Annotated in this window: 15 protein-coding genes; 9 read left to right on the forward strand and 6 right to left on the reverse strand. The window is 65.1% G+C overall.

All coding sequences use genetic code 11. The annotated features are described in order from the left end of the window. Positions 1–6: 6 nt before the first annotated feature. Positions 7–1,383, reverse strand: coding sequence for a signal recognition particle protein (gene ffh / locus ACTJKT_RS03195; protein ID WP_007927681.1), 1,377 nt, complete (start codon positions 1,381–1,383; stop codon positions 7–9). 197 nt (positions 1,384–1,580) lie between these two features. On the opposite strand from ffh, the gene ACTJKT_RS03200 reads away from it, so the two are divergent. The 3 genes from ACTJKT_RS03200 to ACTJKT_RS03210 all read left to right on the forward strand — a co-directional run bounded on the left by ACTJKT_RS03200 (position 1,581) and on the right by ACTJKT_RS03210 (position 5,355). Then, positions 1,581–2,393, forward strand: coding sequence for a cytochrome C assembly family protein (locus ACTJKT_RS03200; protein WP_007927682.1), 813 nt, complete (start codon positions 1,581–1,583; stop codon positions 2,391–2,393). Between the two features lie 12 nt (positions 2,394–2,405). Further along, positions 2,406–3,644: a transporter associated domain-containing protein gene (locus ACTJKT_RS03205; protein WP_440786160.1), complete on the forward strand. Its 1,239-nt coding sequence runs from the start codon at positions 2,406–2,408 to the stop codon at positions 3,642–3,644. A gap of 394 nt (positions 3,645–4,038) precedes the next feature. Next, positions 4,039–5,355: an MFS transporter gene (locus ACTJKT_RS03210; protein WP_440786161.1), complete on the forward strand. Its 1,317-nt coding sequence runs from the start codon at positions 4,039–4,041 to the stop codon at positions 5,353–5,355. Positions 5,356–5,389: 34 nt separating this feature from the next. On the opposite strand, the gene purT is transcribed toward ACTJKT_RS03210, so the two are convergent. The 5 genes from purT to ACTJKT_RS03235 form a co-directional block, all read right to left on the reverse strand. After that, positions 5,390–6,571: a formate-dependent phosphoribosylglycinamide formyltransferase gene (gene purT / locus ACTJKT_RS03215; protein WP_009047140.1), complete on the reverse strand. Its 1,182-nt coding sequence runs from the start codon at positions 6,569–6,571 to the stop codon at positions 5,390–5,392. A gap of 103 nt (positions 6,572–6,674) precedes the next feature. After that, a complete protein-coding gene (locus tag ACTJKT_RS03220) occupies positions 6,675–7,142 on the reverse strand; it encodes a VUT family protein (protein ID WP_023969721.1) in 468 nt (155 codons plus the stop codon). 131 nt (positions 7,143–7,273) lie between these two features. Beyond that, complete coding sequence (locus ACTJKT_RS03225; RefSeq protein ID WP_440786162.1) at positions 7,274–7,486, reverse strand: DUF1289 domain-containing protein; 213 nt, start codon at positions 7,484–7,486, stop codon at positions 7,274–7,276. Further along, positions 7,483–8,007, reverse strand: a complete 525-nt coding sequence (locus ACTJKT_RS03230; RefSeq protein WP_440786163.1) for a gamma carbonic anhydrase family protein — start codon at positions 8,005–8,007, stop codon at positions 7,483–7,485. Before ACTJKT_RS03230 ends, ACTJKT_RS03225 begins: the two co-directional genes overlap by 4 nt. A 66-nt stretch (positions 8,008–8,073) precedes the next feature. Beyond that, positions 8,074–8,673, reverse strand: a complete 600-nt coding sequence (locus tag ACTJKT_RS03235) for a CoA pyrophosphatase (RefSeq protein WP_009047136.1) — start codon at positions 8,671–8,673, stop codon at positions 8,074–8,076. Between the two features lie 147 nt (positions 8,674–8,820). On the opposite strand from ACTJKT_RS03235, the gene ACTJKT_RS03240 reads away from it, so the two are divergent. From ACTJKT_RS03240 to ptsP, 6 genes are all read left to right on the forward strand, one after another. Then, positions 8,821–9,372: an NUDIX hydrolase gene (locus ACTJKT_RS03240; RefSeq protein WP_102679293.1), complete on the forward strand. Its 552-nt coding sequence runs from the start codon at positions 8,821–8,823 to the stop codon at positions 9,370–9,372. Between the two features lie 47 nt (positions 9,373–9,419). Continuing rightward, positions 9,420–9,923: a L,D-transpeptidase family protein gene (locus ACTJKT_RS03245; RefSeq protein WP_106696567.1), complete on the forward strand. Its 504-nt coding sequence runs from the start codon at positions 9,420–9,422 to the stop codon at positions 9,921–9,923. A 294-nt stretch (positions 9,924–10,217) separates the two neighbouring features. Next, positions 10,218–10,949 carry a GntR family transcriptional regulator gene (locus ACTJKT_RS03250; protein ID WP_097305505.1) on the forward strand — a complete coding sequence of 244 codons (732 nt, stop codon included), beginning with the start codon at positions 10,218–10,220 and terminating at the stop codon, positions 10,947–10,949. 44 nt (positions 10,950–10,993) lie between these two features. Beyond that, positions 10,994–12,100 carry an N-acetylglucosamine-6-phosphate deacetylase gene (nagA, locus tag ACTJKT_RS03255; protein WP_440786164.1) on the forward strand — a complete coding sequence of 369 codons (1,107 nt, stop codon included), beginning with the start codon at positions 10,994–10,996 and terminating at the stop codon, positions 12,098–12,100. After that, a complete protein-coding gene (locus tag ACTJKT_RS03260; protein WP_440786165.1) occupies positions 12,081–13,103 on the forward strand; it encodes an SIS domain-containing protein in 1,023 nt (340 codons plus the stop codon). The genes nagA and ACTJKT_RS03260 overlap by 20 nt, the downstream gene beginning before the upstream one ends. Before the next feature lie 30 nt (positions 13,104–13,133). Further along, a complete protein-coding gene (gene ptsP, locus ACTJKT_RS03265) occupies positions 13,134–15,656 on the forward strand; it encodes a phosphoenolpyruvate--protein phosphotransferase (protein ID WP_440786166.1) in 2,523 nt (840 codons plus the stop codon). Positions 15,657–15,663: the final 7 nt, after the last annotated feature.

Genomic DNA, 15,663 nt, shown 5'->3' on the forward strand with positions numbered 1-15,663 from the left:
GATTCTTCAGATCTTCGGCATGCCGCCGCCGGGCAACATTCCGCCCATGCCGCGCATCATTTTCGCCATTCCGCCCTTGGCGGAGAATTTCTTCATCATCTTCTGCATCTGCTTGTGCTGCTTGATCAAGCGGCCGATGTCCTGCACCTGGGTGCCGGAGCCCATGGCGATCCGACGCTTGCGCGAACCGCTGATCAGCTCAGGGTCGCGGCGCTCGGCCGGGGTCATGGAGTTGATGATGGCTTCCATCTGCTTGAACTGCTTCTCGGCCGCGCCCTGGGCATTGCCCATTTGCGCCAGGTTCACACCACCGATATTCGGCAGCTTGTCCATCAGGCCGCCGAGGCCGCCCATGTTCTTCATTTGTTGCAACTGATCGCGGAAGTCTTCGAGATCGAAGCCTTTGCCTTTTTTCAGCTTCTTCGCCAGCTTGTCGGCTTTTTCCTTGTCGAGGGTCTGTTCGGCCTGCTCGATCAGGCTGAGCACGTCGCCCATGCCGAGGATGCGCGAAGCGATACGCTCAGGGTGGAACGGCTCGAGCGCTTCGCTCTTCTCGCCCATACCGATGAACTTGATCGGCTTGCCGGTGATCGCACGCACCGACAGCGCGGCACCGCCACGGGCATCGCCGTCGACCTTGGTCAGGATCACGCCGGTCAGCGGCAGTGCGTCGCCAAAGGCCTTGGCCGTGTTGGCGGCGTCCTGGCCGGTCATGGCGTCGACCACAAACAGGGTTTCCACCGGCTTGACCGCCGCGTGCAATGCCTGGATCTCGTCCATCATGTCGGCGTCGATGTGCAGACGACCAGCGGTGTCGACGATGACCACGTCGATGAACTTGAGCTTGGCTTCTTTAATAGCCGCTTCGGCGATCGCGACCGGCTTCTGGCTCAGGTCGGACGGGAAGAAGGTCACGCCAATGTCGTTGGCCAGGGTTTCGAGCTGCTTGATCGCCGCCGGACGGTAAACGTCGGCGGACACCACCATCACGCTCTTCTTCTTGCGCTCTTTAAGGAAGCGCGCGAGCTTGCCGGCAGTGGTGGTCTTACCAGCGCCCTGCAGACCGGCCATCAGCACGACGGCAGGCGGTACGGCGCTCAGGTTCAGGTCTTCGTTGGCCGCGCCCATCAGGCTTTCGAGCTCGGCCTGGACGATCTTCACGAACGCCTGGCCCGGGGTCAGGCTGCGCGACACTTCGGTGCCGACGGCACGTTCCTTCACCGAGTTGACGAAGTCCTTGACCACCGGCAGGGCCACGTCGGCTTCGAGCAACGCCATGCGCACTTCGCGCAGGGTGTCTTTGATGTTGTCCTCGGTCAGCTTGGCCTTGCCGGTGACATGGCGCAGCGTCTGCGAGAGACGGTCGGTTAGGTTTTCAAACATGCGCGATCCTTTCAGGCCCTAAGTAGACCGAGGTAATGGCGGCTCGGGCCCCTATATAAAGAGGTGCTCCGTGGGCAGGTCGCGGATTATAGCGAAGACTGCGTGCGGCGCACAGCTGCCGTCTGGTTGCGCGGTCTTTCGTGTTTTGGCGGTTCTATGCCAAACTCAACGACTTTCGGGCTTGCCTAACAGGATTTATGCTCCCCTTGTCACCCAGCTTGCTAACCACCCTCGCCGCCGCCTGTCTCTATGCCGCTGCGACCCTCTATCAAGGCACTCGTCTGGCCCAAGCCGCCAAGACGAACAAGCGCCTGCTGGTCTCGCTCGGCATCCTTGCCCTGCTCGCCCACAGCGCCAGCCTGCTGACCCACCTGATGACGCCCGTGGGCCTGGGCCTGGATTTCTTCAGCGCCGCCAGCCTGATCGCCGCCGCGGTGATTGCCCTGACCCTGCTGGCCTGCTCGCGCATTCCGGTGGAGAACCTGCTGGTCCTGCTGTTTCCACTGGGTGCGCTGACCGTGCTGCTGGCGCAGTTCGTGCCCACCGGCACAGTGCCGGTGATCGACGAAGAGCCGGGCATCCTCGCCCATATCCTGCTGTCGATCCTCGCCTACGGCATGTTCACCATCGCTGTGTTCCAGGCCCTGTTGCTGCTGGTGCAGGACCACCAGCTCAAGCACAAGCACCCGTCCGGGCTGATCAAGAACTTTCCGCCGCTGCAGACCATGGAAAGCCTGCTGTTCGGCTTCCTCTGGGCCGGCTGGACCCTGCTTTCGCTGTCGCTGATCTCCGGCTGGCTGTTCGTCGAGAACCTGTTCGCCCAGCACCTGGTGCACAAGACCCTGCTGGCGTGCCTGGCCTGGGTGGTGTTCAGCGTGCTGCTGTGGGGCCGCAACCGCCTCGGCTGGCGCGGACACAAGGCGATTCGCTGGACCCTGGCCGGTTTCTGCCTGCTGATGCTGGCGTACTTCGGCAGCAAGCTGGTCCGTGAATACATCCTGCATATCTGACGAGCGGCGATAATGGACAACCTGCCCATAGAGCCGATGCTCGTGGTCCTGGCCTTGCTGGTGCTGTGGTCGGGGCTGTTCACCGCCATCGAAGCCGCCCAGCAACACCTGCTGACCCTGCGCAGCGCCTCGCGCTCCGGCGACAAACCGCTGGCGCGCCTGAGCTTCCCGCGCGACAGCCTGATTCTCTGCAACACCCTGTGCCGGGTGCTGGCGGTCATCATCAGCACCTTGCTGGCGCTCCTGCAGTGGGCGGAAAACGGCCCCTGGCTGGCCTGCCTGATCGCCACCAGCGTGCTGCTGGTACTCGCCGACTACCTCCCGCGCACCCTGGCCACCCGTTATCCGGACGCCATCCTCAGCCTGGGCAATACCCTGCTGGGCGTGCCGCTGAAGATCATCTACCCCGCGGCCTGGCTGCTCGACAGCATCAGCCAGCTGTTGCTGCGCCCCTTCACCCGCAAGGCCGGCGCCGTCAAGCAGAGCGAAGACGAGCAGGCCGCCGACCCGGACGACGCCGAGGAACAGGCCAACGGCCGCCCGCACCCGGTGTCGGGCATCCATGCCCTGGACAACATCACCGTCAATGACATCCTGGTCCCGCGCAGCGAAGTCGACGGGATCAACCTGGACGAGTCCATCGGCGAGATCATCGAGCAGCTGCGCCTGTCCAAGCGCACCCGCCTGCCGGTGTTCCACAGCGATATCAACCAGGTCGAGGCGGTCCTCAACACCCGGCAGATCCGCCATCTGCTGCCGGATGCCAGCCTGACCAAAGAGACACTGCTGGCAGCCTGCCATGAACCTTACTTCGTGCCGGAAAGCACCCCGCTGCAGCTGCAACTGCTGAACTTCCACAAGCAACAACGCCGCCTGGGCATGGTGGTGGACGAGTACGGCGAAGTGCTGGGCATCGTCACCCTGGAAGACATCCTCGAAGAAATCGTCGGCGAATTCGAAAGCGAACACAGCCTCGACAACCCGCATATCCACCCCCAGGCCGACGGACGCTTTGTCATCGAAGGCGCCGCCTCGATTCGCGAGCTGAACAAGAGCCTGGGCTGGCACCTGCCCAGCGACGGCCCGAAAACCCTCAACGGCCTGGTCACCGAAGCCCTGGAGACCATTCCCGACAGCGCCGTCTGCCTGAAGATCGGCCGCTACCGCCTGGAAATCCTCGAAACCGAGGACAACCGGGTCAGCCGTGTGCTGATCTGGCACACCAAGCCGGTCACCACTCCCACGCTGTAATCCTGACCCTGTAGCCGCTGCCGAGCCTGCGAGGCTGCGATCGGCGGCGCAGCCGTCGTAAAACCAGGCGGCGCGGTACTTCAGTCGGATTGCATTGCCCCGACCAACGCCCGCTTCACGGTCGATCGCAGCCTCGCAGGCTCGGCAGCGGCTACAGGGCTACAGGGGCAAGTCGCGCTTGTTTGATCGTTAGGGCCCTTCCTATAATCGATCCGCTTACCCAAGCCCCGCAGGACCCGCGTGCTACCCGCACCCAGCGGCTTCTGCCCTGCTCCGCCCGCTTCTGGCAGGCTGCGCTCCCACCCCGAGCCACGCCCGCGCCAAACCCACATCCCTGGGTGTTCGACCATAATAATTCGCTCCGATGGAGCACATGACTGTCAGGGATAACCGCATGACGACCAGCACCACTTACAGCGCCTCCGTGCCTGCCCAGCCGACCAACTCCGCCAGCCGCGTGGCCACCGCCAGCTTTATCGGCACCGCCATCGAGTTCTACGACTTCTATGTGTATGCCACCGCCGCCGCGCTGGTGATCGGCCCGGTATTCTTCCCGCAGACGTCCGGCACCGCCCAGATGCTCTCGGCCTTCCTGACCTTCGGTATCGCCTTCCTCGCCCGCCCCCTGGGCTCGGCGCTGTTCGGCCACTTCGGCGACCGGATCGGGCGCAAATCGACCCTGGTGGCCTCGCTGCTGCTGATGGGCGTGTGCACCACGTTGATCGGCGTGCTGCCCGGCTATGACAGCATCGGCGCCTGGGCCCCGATCCTGTTGTGCCTGCTGCGTTTCGGCCAGGGCCTGGGGCTGGGCGGCGAATGGGGCGGAGCCGCGCTGCTCGCCACGGAAAACGCGCCCAAAGGCAAACGCGCCTGGTTCGGCATGTTCCCGCAGTTGGGGCCATCGATCGGCTTTCTCGCGGCCAACGGCCTGTTCCTGACCCTGGCCATGAGCCTGAGCGACGAACAGTTCCGTTCCTGGGGCTGGCGGATTCCGTTCCTGCTCAGCGCCGCACTGGTGCTGGTCGGCCTGTATGTGCGCCTGAAACTGCATGAAACCCCGGTATTCGCCAACGCCATCGCCCGCCAGGAACGGGTCAAGATGCCGCTGGTCGAGCTGTTCAGCCAGTACTGGCTGCCGGTGCTGCTGGGCGCCTCGGCGATGGTGGTGTGTTACGCGCTGTTTTACATCTCGACGGTGTTCTCCCTGAGCTACGGCGTCGCAACCCTCGGCTACAGCCGCGAAACCTTCCTCGGCCTGCTGTGCTTCGCGGTGCTGTTCATGGCCGCGGCCACGCCGCTGTCGGCCTGGGCCAGCGACCGTTATGGACGCAAGCCGGTACTGATCATCGGCGGCCTGCTGGCGATCCTTTCCGGCTTCACCATGGAACCGCTGCTGACCCAGGGCTCGACCTGGGGCGTGGCGCTGTTCCTGTGCATCGAGCTGTTCCTGATGGGCGTGACCTTCGCCCCGATGGGCGCCCTGCTGCCCGAGCTGTTCCCGACCCACGTGCGTTATACCGGCGCATCGGCGGCCTATAACCTGGGCGGCATTGTCGGCGCTTCGGCGGCCCCCTTCTTCGCCCAGAAGCTGGTGGCGATGGGGGGCTTGAGTTGGGTCGGCGGCTATGTGTCGGCGGCAGCGGTGCTCAGCCTGATCGCTGTGCTGTGCCTGAAGGAAACGCGCAATAACGACCTGAATCAGATCGACTGACAGGACGTCATCGCGGGCAAGNCCCGCGATGCTTTTACAGCTCTACAACGACCGCCTGGGAAGCACGGGTCGCCTTGGCCCGCGCGGCCTCGATCGACTCGTCCCGCGCCAGGGCCACGCCCATGCGGCGCTGGCCGTTGACTTCGGGCTTGCCGAACAGGCGCAGGGCAGTGTCCGGCTCGCTCAGAGCCGCGCCCAGGTTGGCGAAAGCGGTCTGGGTCGACTGGCCTTCCACCAGGATCACCGCCGAAGCCGACGGGCCGAACTGACGGATCAACGGGATCGGCAGGCCGAGGATCGCCCGCGCATGCAGGGCGAACTGCGACAAGTCCTGGGAAATCAGGGTCACCAGGCCGGTGTCGTGGGGACGCGGCGACACTTCGCTGAACCAGACCTGGTCGCCCTTGACGAACAGTTCGACGCCGAACAGGCCACGGCCACCCAGAGCCTCGGTCACCGCCTTGGCCACGCGCTCGGACTCGGCCAGGGCTTTCGGGCTCATGGCCTGGGGCTGCCAGGATTCCTGGTAGTCGCCCTTCTCCTGACGGTGGCCGACCGGCGCGCAGAAGGTGGTGCCGCCGACATGGCGCACGGTCAGCAAGGTGATTTCATAATCGAAATCGATGAACCCCTCGATGATCACCCGGCCCTTGCCGGCACGCCCGCCTTCCTGGGCATAGTCCCAGGCCTTCTGCACGTCGTCGACGCTACGCAGCAGGCTCTGGCCCTTGCCCGAGGAACTCATCACCGGCTTGACCACGCAGGGGAAACCCAGGTCGTCCACCGCCTTGCGGTAGTCCTCGAAGGTATCGGCGAAGTGGTAAGGCGAGGTCGGCAGGTCCAACTCTTCGGCGGCCAGGCGACGGATGCCTTCGCGGTTCATGGTCAGCTGGGCGGCACGGGCGGTCGGGATCACGGTGAACCCTTCGGACTCCAACTCCACCAGGGTGGCGGTGGCGATGGCTTCGATCTCCGGCACGATGAAGTGCGGCTTCTCCGCCTCGATCACCGCACGCAGCGCGGCGCCGTCGAGCATGTTGATCACATGGCTGCGATGGGCCACCTGCATCGCCGGCGCATTGGCGTAGCGATCCACGGCAATCACCTCAACGCCCAGGCGTTGCAGCTCGATCACCACTTCCTTGCCCAACTCACCACAGCCACACAGCAAAACGCGGGTCGCGGTTGGCGACAATGGAGTTCCGATACGGGTCATCTGAAGGTCCTCAAAAAGGAGCGGATCATCGAGGGTCGCGCACCAGGCGGGCGGCCCATGGGGAAGAAAGCGCGGCATTTTACATGAACCGCGCGCTTTGGCCTCAGCTGGCGCACGCCGCCTTGCGCAAACGCCAGGCCATGGCCAGCCAGACCGCGGTCACGCCGGCGAACTTCGACCCCAGCGCCGTGAGGATCACGCCCGGGGTCAAGGCGTCGATCAGTCCGAAAAAGATAAAGGTGTCCAAGGGAATGCTCAACGCCGAACTTATCCACAGGCGGTCGTGCAGCGGGCGCCTGGTGATGCTGAACACCAGCCAGTCGATGCACTCGGAAACCGCGAACGCCGTGGCGCTGGCCAGGGCGATGGCCGGGTCGGAGGTCACGTAGGACAGCACCAGCGCCACCAGCATGGCGACGAGCGCGCCATGGCCGAAGCGGGTCTGCACCATGTCCCGCAGGACGAACACCAGCCCGCCCCAGGCCGACCAGATGATGTCCAGGTGCGGAGCGGTGGAAAAGGCGTAGTTGATCAGTACGACACTGCCGATATAGGCGATCAGGAAGAGCATGGGGCGAAAAGTACCTGTCAGTAAGGCGCACAGGGTACTTCAGGCGGGTGGGATGGACCAGACGGAAGGTGGAGCCGACATCGCCTCGCGAGCAAGCTCGCTCCTACAGGGAGCGGGCTCGCGATAACGCCTCAAACGGATTTGCTACCGATCATCCACAGCAGCCCGCTGGACTTGGCGCGCTCATGACACAGCGCCAGCACCTCGCGGCGCTCGGCGTTGTCCATGCGGCTCCAGCGGGTGATCTCGCTCACCGTGCGCTGGCAGCCGGTGCAGATATCGTCATCGTCCAGCGCGCAGATGCTCACGCAGGGCGAGGGAACGGGTCTTTCGGGGGTGGTCATTGTTCTTGCTCGGCCAGGTCGCGGGCGTAACGCTGGGCATTATGCACATAGTGCGCGGCGCTGGCTTCGAGCATCTTCTTCTGCAGCTCGGTCAACTCGCGGACCACCTTGCCCGGCGAGCCCATCACCAGCGAGCCATCGGGGATTTCCTTGCCTTCGCCGATCAGCGAGTTGGCGCCGATGATGCAGTTCTTGCCGATCTTCGCGCCGTTGAGAATCACCGCGTTGATGCCGATCAGGCTGTAGTCGCCGACGGTGCAGCCATGCAGCATGGCGTTGTGGCCAATGGTCACGCCGGTGCCGATGGTCAGCGGAAAGCCCATGTCGGTGTGCATCACCGTGCCGTCCTGCACGTTGCTGTTCCTGCCGATCAGGATCAGCTCGTTGTCGCCACGCAGCACCGCGTTGAACCAGACGTTGGCCCCCTCCTCCAGCTTGACCTTGCCCACCAGCGTGGCATTGGGTGCGACCCAACTTTGCGGGTGGGTTTCGACGCGGGCGTCGCCCAGGCGGTATTTCATATTGTTGTCCTCAAGACCAGGCAGGTTCAGGTACACAGCAGGGTTCAGGCCATACGAGCGATGGCTTCAAATATTGATAAAGCTTTTGGGCGGTTGGTGCAGGCTGATCTTGGCGTCATACAGCAGGTTGATCAGCTCGACGATCATGATCGCCGTCAGGCCCCAGATCTTGTACTCGCCGAAGCGGTAGCTCGGCACGTACCAGCTGCGGCCCTGATAATCGATGCGGTGGGTATGTTCGCGCGGGTCCTGGCGGAAAAACTCCAGCGGCACGCTGAACACCGCGGCGATCTCGGCGTCATTGGCCAGGTATTCGACGTAATCGGGAATCACCCCGACATAGGGTGTGACCTTGATCCCGTGCAGGGAAATCAGCGGGCTCAGGGGACCGATCACTTCCACCAGCCCGGGAGGCAGGCCGATTTCCTCTTCGGCTTCGCGCAGGGCGGTAAAAACCAGGTCGGGATCTTCCGGGTCGCGGCGGCCGCCGGGGAAGGCCACTTCGCCGCCGTGGGTGGACAATCCTTTGGCACGCAGGGTCAGCACCAACTCGGGCTCGTCACTGCGGGTAATGGGCACCAGCACGGCGGCCTCGGGGAAACGTCGATCCGTCTCCAGCGGTCGCGGCGTATGGTTGCTTACCCGGTGCAGTAGCTCGTCCAGCATGAGTCTTCTCGGTCTGTGCGCTACCCTGCATCATGCACCAAACAAACCGACCGCCCAACCCCCGAACCCTGTGATGTCGCGTAACGACAACTTGCCGACAAAGCCCCGTGCACGCCAAGATAGGCGCAGCCTTTTCGGATACCCAGCATGAAATTCTGCAGCCAGTGCGGTCACCCGGTCACCCAGCGCATTCCCGAAGGCGATTCGCGCCTGCGTTTTGTCTGCGACAACTGCCAGACCATCCATTACCAGAACCCGAATATAGTCGCCGGCTGCCTGCCGACCTGGGGCACCCAGGTGCTGCTGTGCCGGCGCGCGATCGAGCCACGCCGCGGTTACTGGACGCTGCCGGCCGGTTTCATGGAGAACGGCGAGACCGTCGAACAAGCGGCGATTCGCGAGACGTTCGAGGAAGCCTGCGCCCGGGTCCGCAACCTGAGCATCTATACCCTGATCGACGTCCCGCACATCAGCCAGGTGCATGTCTTCTTCCGCGCCGAGCTGGCGGACCTGGATTTCGCCGCCGGCGCAGAGAGCCTGGAAGTCCGGCTTTTCGAAGAAGCCGACATTCCCTGGTCCGAGCTGGCTTTTCGCACGGTCGGGCGTACCTTAGAATGCTTCTTCGCTGACCGGCGGAATGAGCAATACCCTGTGCGTTCCGAGTCCATTCCGCCCCTGGCTCAGCCGGCCCTCACTTAAACAACAAAACGTACGCGGCACCTGTGTACTCTTAGGGATATCGTTTCATGCGCTGGTTGCTCGCCCTTTTCTGCTGCTCGGTTATCGCTGTCTCCCACGCCTCCGCGACGGATACCCTGGACGGCAAGGTCATCGAGAAAGTCCTGGTCCTCAAGTCGGCCCATCAGTTGCAACTGATCAACGACGGCAAACCCTTCAAGACCTACCGCATTTCCCTGGGCAAACAGCCCAAGGGGCCGAAGCTCATGGAAGGCGACAAACGCACGCCGGAAGGCTTCTACTGGCTGGACTGGCGCAAGACCAGCGACCGCTTCAACCTGGCCATGCATATTTCCTACCCGAACATCAGCGATTCCGCGCGTTCGCGTCGCGAGGGCGTGGAGCCCGGCGGCATGATCATGATCCACGGCACCCCGGACAGCGAAGACTACCCGGAGCAGTACTTCCACACCCTGGACTGGACCGACGGCTGCATCGCCATGCGCAACATCGACATGCGCGAAGTCTGGGGCCTGGTCCCGGACGGCACGATGATCGAAATCCGCCCCTGATTTCTCGCTGAAACGCCGCTAAAACACCTCAGTTACAAAAAAAATCGCAGGTCGCGCCGGCTTCGAAAGGTGAATACCAATTCCCCCTCGAAGAACCGCCGCCCCTGCGATTTTCGCATTCACGGCCAGACCGCCCTAATACCACTTCGCCAAACCAGCCCCACCAGTCCCCGTAAAGCGCCCATTTTCGTGCGCTATCGCCGTATTACTGGCGTTGACATGGTATTTAAGTGGTATTAGTTTTTGCCACATTACCGGGCGACAACAACCAATAACGCATCGGAACCTCGACAGATGAACCACATCCTGGCCCTGCGCCCCGACGACACCCAGCCGACCCCGCTGTACCTGCAACTGGCGCGCAACCTTGAAGCCGCGATCCATGCCGGCCAGTGGAAAGCCGAACAGGCCCTGCCCTCGGAACGCAACCTGAGCGAGATGCTCAACATCTCCCGCGTCACCGCGCGCAAAGCCCTGGAAGTACTGTTCGAACAAGGCCTGATCCGCCGCAGCCAGGGCTCCGGCACCTTCATTACCCCACGCCTGGAACAACCGCTGTCGCGCCTGTCCGGCTTCAGCGAAATGCTCCGCCTCAAAGGCTTCGTGCCCGGTTCCCAATGGCTGGAGCGGGAAATCACCACGCCGACCCACGAAGAACTGATCCGCCTCGGCCTGTCGCCGAACGACAAGGTGGCGCGCCTCAAGCGCCTGCGCAAAGCCGACGACACCGTGATGGCGATCGAAATGAGCACCCTGCCGGCCTCGATCATTGCCCAGCCGGAGGCCGTGGGCGATTCGCTCTACGCCTACCTCGATGGCATCGGCCGCCCGGTGGTGCGTGCCCTGCAGCACATCCAGGCGATCAACGCCTCCGCCGAGTTCGCCGCCCTGGTGGGCATCGCCCCCGGCACCGCGATGCTACTGATGACCCGCGTCGGCTACCTCGAAGACAACACCCCGATCGAAGTCACTGACACCTATTGCCGCAACGACTACTACGACTTCGTCGCCGAGCTGCGTCGCTGAGCCAGGCCACCGAGTCGCCAAGAACCCGTCCCAGAGAGCTGCCCATGTCCGAACACAACATCCTCACCCCGCAAGGCTGGATTCGCGGCCGCCTGAACCACCGGGACGGCAAGGTCACCGGCATCGAAGGCAGCCCCTGCGACCCGGCGGACAACGACCTGCCCTACCTGCTGCCGGGCTTCATCGACCTGCATGTGCATGGCGGCGGCGGCAAGGACATCATGGAAGGCGCCCCGGCGTTCGAGACCATCACCCGCACCCACGTACGCTTCGGCACCACCTCGCTGCTGGCCACCACCATGACCGCGCCGACCGAGGAGATCACCCGGGTCCTCGGCGCCATCGGCGAATATTGCGAGCAGCGCCCCAGCGGCAGCGCCAGGGTGCTCGGCGTGCACCTGGAAGGCCCGTATATCAATCCAGGCAAACTCGGCGCCCAGCCCAATTTCGCCCATACCGCGCTGATGGCTGAAGTCGAGGCCTACCTGCGCCTGGCGCCGATCCGGGTGATTACCATCGCCCCGGAAATCGCCGGCCATGACGCGCTGATCCGCACCCTCAGCGCCCGCGGCATCCGCATGCAGATCGGCCACACCCTGGGCAGCTACGAGGAAGGCGTGGCCGCGCTCGACGCCGGGGCCACCAGCTTCACCCACCTGTACAACGCCATGAGCCCGCTGCATCACCGCGAGCCAGGCATAGTCGGCGCCGCCCTGGCCCACGCCCAGTACGCGGAACTGATCCCCGACCTGCTGCACGTGCACCCCGGCGCCATGCGCGTGGCCCTGCGCTCGATCCCCTGCCTGTACTGCGTCACCGACTCCACCGCGGCCGCCGGTATGCCGGACGGCGAATACAAGCTCGGCAGCCACACCGTGACCAAATGCCTGGGCGGCGTGCGCCTGCCGGACGGCACCCTGGCCGGCAGCACCCTGACCATGGATCAGGCGCTGCGCAACCTGGTGAAGATCGGCCTGCCCCTGGCCGAAGCTTCGCAACGCTTGTCACAGTTTCCCGCCGATTATCTCGGCCTCGCCGAACGCGGGCGTTTGCAGGTCGGCAGCTGGGCCGACTGCGTGTGCCTGGACCGCTCACTCACACTGACCGCCGTCATGGTCGAAGGAGAAGACATTGACTTCAAAAATGCTTGAAGAGGCGCTGTCCTCTGCCGCGGCCGTCGAAGGCCAGTTGCAGCACCTGGACCCGCAACTGATCGAAGTGGCCGGGCGCCTGAACCGCCAGCCGCCGCAAGTGGTGATGACCGTCGCCCGCGGCAGCTCCGACCATGCCGCCAGCTACTTCGCCTACCTGACCATGCAGCAACTGGGCTTCCCGGTCGCGTCCTTGCCGATGTCGGTGGTGACCATGCAACAGGCGCCACTGCGGGTCAGCGGCCAGGCGGCGTTCGCCTTTTCCCAGTCCGGGCAGAGCCCCGACCTGGTCAACAGCATGCGGCTACTGCGCAAGCGCGGGGCCTTGAGCGTGGCCATGGTCAACGCCCAGGACAGCCCGCTGGAGGCCGCCAGCGAGTTCTGCCTGCCATTGCACGCCGGCGCCGAACGCAGCGTGGCGGCGACCAAGAGTTTTATCGCCACCCTCAGCGCCAGCGCCCGCCTGATCGCCCACTGGAAACAGGACCCACAGCTGCTGGAGGCCGGCCTCGCCCTGCCCCAGGGGCTGCGCGAAGCCGCGACCCAGGACTGGAGCCCGGCCGTCGAGGCCCTGCGCGATAGCCAGCGGCTGATGGTGATCGGCCGTGGCGCCGGTTTCGCCATTGCCCAGGAAGCGGCGCTGAAACTCAAGGAAACCTCGGCGATCCAGGCCGAAGCCTTCAGCAGCGCGGAAGTTCGCCACGGCCCGATGGCGCTGATCGGCGACAACTACCCGCTGCTGGTGTTCGCCCCACGGGGCGCGGAACAGGCCGGCCTGATCAGCCTCGCCGCCGACATGCGCCAGCGTGGCGCCCGGGTGTTGCTGGCGGCGCCGGACGACATCGCCGAGCGCGACCTGACCCTGAGCCGGGCCGAACACCCGGCGCTCGATCCGATCCTGGCGATCCAGAGTTTCTACGGCATGGCCGCAAGCCTTGCCGAGGCCCGCGGCATGGACCCGGACCAGCCACGCCACCTGAGCAAAGTGACCCGCACCCACTGAGCCTTTCCTTCAACGGATGAGTACTGCGCCATGCACAACAACAATAAAGACCTGACGCTCGGCGCTCCCTTGAGCGGCCCGGTGCTCACCCTCGCCAGGGTCCCCGACCTGGTGTTTTCCAGCGGCGCCATGGGCGACGGGATCGCCATCGACCCGCTGAACAACACCCTGCACGCCCCTTGTGCCGGCGTGGTGGTTCATGCCGCCCGCACCGGCCACGCGGTGACCCTGCGCGCCGACAATGGCGCGGAACTGCTGCTGCACCTGGGCCTGGACACCGTCCAGCTGCAAGGCGAGGGTTTCTCCATGCTGGTGCAGGAAGGCGCCCGGGTCAGCAGCGGCCAGGCCCTGCTGCGCTTCGATATCGACCAGGTCGCGCGGAACAGCAAAAGCCTGATCAGCCTGATGATCCTGACCAACGGCGAACACTTCCAGACCCTGCCCATCACCCTGAAATCGGTGAAAGTCGGCGAACCGCTGCTGCACATCGTGCCGCGCGCGGCCAATGGGGCCCAGGCGCAAGCCAGCGACACCTCGACCGACGCGGTCGAAGGCCAGACCCGGGTCAATCACCGCGGTGGCCTGCATGCCCGGCCCGCTGCGCTGATTCGCCAGACCGCCCAGGGTTTCAGCAGCAAGGCGCAACTGCATTTCAACGGCAAGTCGGCGTCCTGCGACAGCCTGGTCAGCCTGATGGGGCTGGGAGTCGGCGAGCAGGACGAAGTACGGGTCAGCTGCCAGGGCAAGGACTGCAAGGCCGCCCTGCTGGCGCTGCTGGACGCCCTCACCACGCCGCTGGCCGAAGACGCCCATGCCGCGGCGCCAGCGGTGAAGGCCCTCGCCCCCCAACGCCCCGCCGAGGCCGGAGTGATCCAAGGTGTCTGCGCCGCCCCGGGACTGGTCTGCGGACCGCTGTTTCACCTGACCGCCATGACCCTGCCCGAAGACAGCGGCGGTCACCCACCCCAGGAACAACTGCAGGCGCTGGACCAGGCCCTGGAAAAGGTTCGCAGCGACATTCGCGGCACCCTGGACCACGCCCGGCAACGCAAGGACAACCAGGAAGAAGCGATCTTCGCCGCCCACCTGGCCCTGCTCGAAGACCCGGCGCTGCTGGACGCCGCCCGCCAGAGCATCGCCCAGGGACGCGCCGCCACCCACGCCTGGAGCGACGCCATCGGCGAACAGTGCGAGATTTTGCTGCAACTGGGCAATGCCCTGCTCGCCGAACGCGCCAACGACCTGCGCGACCTGCAACAACGGGTGCTGCGCGCCCTGCTCGGCGAGGCCTGGCATTACCAGCTGCCGGCCGGCGCCATAGTCGCGGCCCACGAACTGACCCCGTCCGACCTGCTGCAACTGAGCGAGCAAGGCGCCGCTGGCCTGTGCATGGCCGCTGGCGGCGCCACCTCCCATGTGGCGATCCTGGCCCGGGGCAAGGGCCTGCCCTGCCTGGTGGCCCTGGGCTCGGAGCTTCTCGATGTGCCGCAAGGCCAGCAGGTGGTGCTGAGCGCCGATCAGGGTCGCCTGGAACTGACGCCGGACAGCGCGCGCATCGAACAGGTCCGGCAGAGCCATCTGCTGCGTCAGCAGCGTCGCGAGCAACAACAGCAGCAGGCCCAGCTGCCGGCCAGGACCCTCGACGGCCAGGCGATCGAAGTCGCCGCCAATGTCGCCTCCAGCCAGGAAGCCCAGAACGCCCATGCCAACGGCGCCGACGGCGTCGGCCTGCTGCGTACCGAGTTTCTGTTCGTCGACCGGCATACCGCCCCCGATGAACAGGAGCAGCGCCAGGCCTATCAGGCCGTGCTGGATGCCATGGGCGACAAGGCGGTGATCATCCGCACCATAGACGTAGGCGGCGACAAGCAACTGGACTACCTGCCGTTGCCGGTGGAAGCCAACCCGGTGCTGGGCCTGCGCGGCATTCGCCTGGCCCAGGCCCGCCCGGAACTGCTGGACCAGCAACTGCGGGCCCTGCTGCAGGTCAGCCCGCTGCAACGCTGCCGCATCCTGCTGCCGATGGTCAGCGAGCTCGACGAACTGCTGCATATCCGCGAGCGCATCGATTGCCTGTGCGCCGAGCTGGGGATCGGCCAGCGCCCGGAGCTGGGGGTGATGATCGAAGTCCCGGCCGCCGCCCTGCTCGCCGAGCAACTGGCCGAATACGCCGACTTCCTCTCCATCGGCACCAACGACCTGTCGCAATACACCCTGGCCATGGACCGTGACCATGCCGGCCTGGCCGCGCGGGTCGATGCGCTGCACCCGGCGCTGCTGCGGCTGATCGCCCAGACCTGCGCCGGCGCGGCCAGGCACGGCCGCTGGGTCGGTGTGTGCGGCGCCCTGGCCTCCGATCCGCTGGCGACGCCGGTGCTGGTCGGCCTGGGGGTCAGCGAGCTGTCGGTGAGCCCGCCGCAAGTGGGCGAGATCAAGGAGCGGGTCCGCCAGCTGGACGCCGCCGAATGCCGGCGCCTCAGCCACGACCTGCTGAACCTGAGCAGCGCCTCGGCGGTACGCCATGCCTGCCACCAACACTGGCCCCTGAGCTGAAGAACAA

Source organism: Pseudomonas sp. 22526, from assembly GCF_052044735.1.
GTDB lineage: Bacteria > Pseudomonadota > Gammaproteobacteria > Pseudomonadales > Pseudomonadaceae > Aquipseudomonas > Aquipseudomonas piscium.

Coding starts and splice junctions, on each gene's coding strand:
- ffh (WP_007927681.1), bottom strand. CDS start 1,383: ATGTTTGAAAACCTAACCGACCGTCTCTCGCAGACGCTGCGCCATGTC.
- ACTJKT_RS03200 (WP_007927682.1), top strand. CDS start 1,581: ATGCTCCCCTTGTCACCCAGCTTGCTAACCACCCTCGCCGCCGCCTGT.
- ACTJKT_RS03205 (WP_440786160.1), top strand. CDS start 2,406: ATGGACAACCTGCCCATAGAGCCGATGCTCGTGGTCCTGGCCTTGCTG.
- ACTJKT_RS03210 (WP_440786161.1), top strand. CDS start 4,039: ATGACGACCAGCACCACTTACAGCGCCTCCGTGCCTGCCCAGCCGACC.
- purT (WP_009047140.1), bottom strand. CDS start 6,571: ATGACCCGTATCGGAACTCCATTGTCGCCAACCGCGACCCGCGTTTTG.
- ACTJKT_RS03220 (WP_023969721.1), bottom strand. CDS start 7,142: ATGCTCTTCCTGATCGCCTATATCGGCAGTGTCGTACTGATCAACTAC.
- ACTJKT_RS03225 (WP_440786162.1), bottom strand. CDS start 7,486: ATGACCACCCCCGAAAGACCCGTTCCCTCGCCCTGCGTGAGCATCTGC.
- ACTJKT_RS03230 (WP_440786163.1), bottom strand. CDS start 8,007: ATGAAATACCGCCTGGGCGACGCCCGCGTCGAAACCCACCCGCAAAGT.
- ACTJKT_RS03235 (WP_009047136.1), bottom strand. CDS start 8,673: ATGCTGGACGAGCTACTGCACCGGGTAAGCAACCATACGCCGCGACCG.
- ACTJKT_RS03240 (WP_102679293.1), top strand. CDS start 8,821: ATGAAATTCTGCAGCCAGTGCGGTCACCCGGTCACCCAGCGCATTCCC.
- ACTJKT_RS03245 (WP_106696567.1), top strand. CDS start 9,420: ATGCGCTGGTTGCTCGCCCTTTTCTGCTGCTCGGTTATCGCTGTCTCC.
- ACTJKT_RS03250 (WP_097305505.1), top strand. CDS start 10,218: ATGAACCACATCCTGGCCCTGCGCCCCGACGACACCCAGCCGACCCCG.
- nagA (WP_440786164.1), top strand. CDS start 10,994: ATGTCCGAACACAACATCCTCACCCCGCAAGGCTGGATTCGCGGCCGC.
- ptsP (WP_440786166.1), top strand. CDS start 13,134: ATGCACAACAACAATAAAGACCTGACGCTCGGCGCTCCCTTGAGCGGC.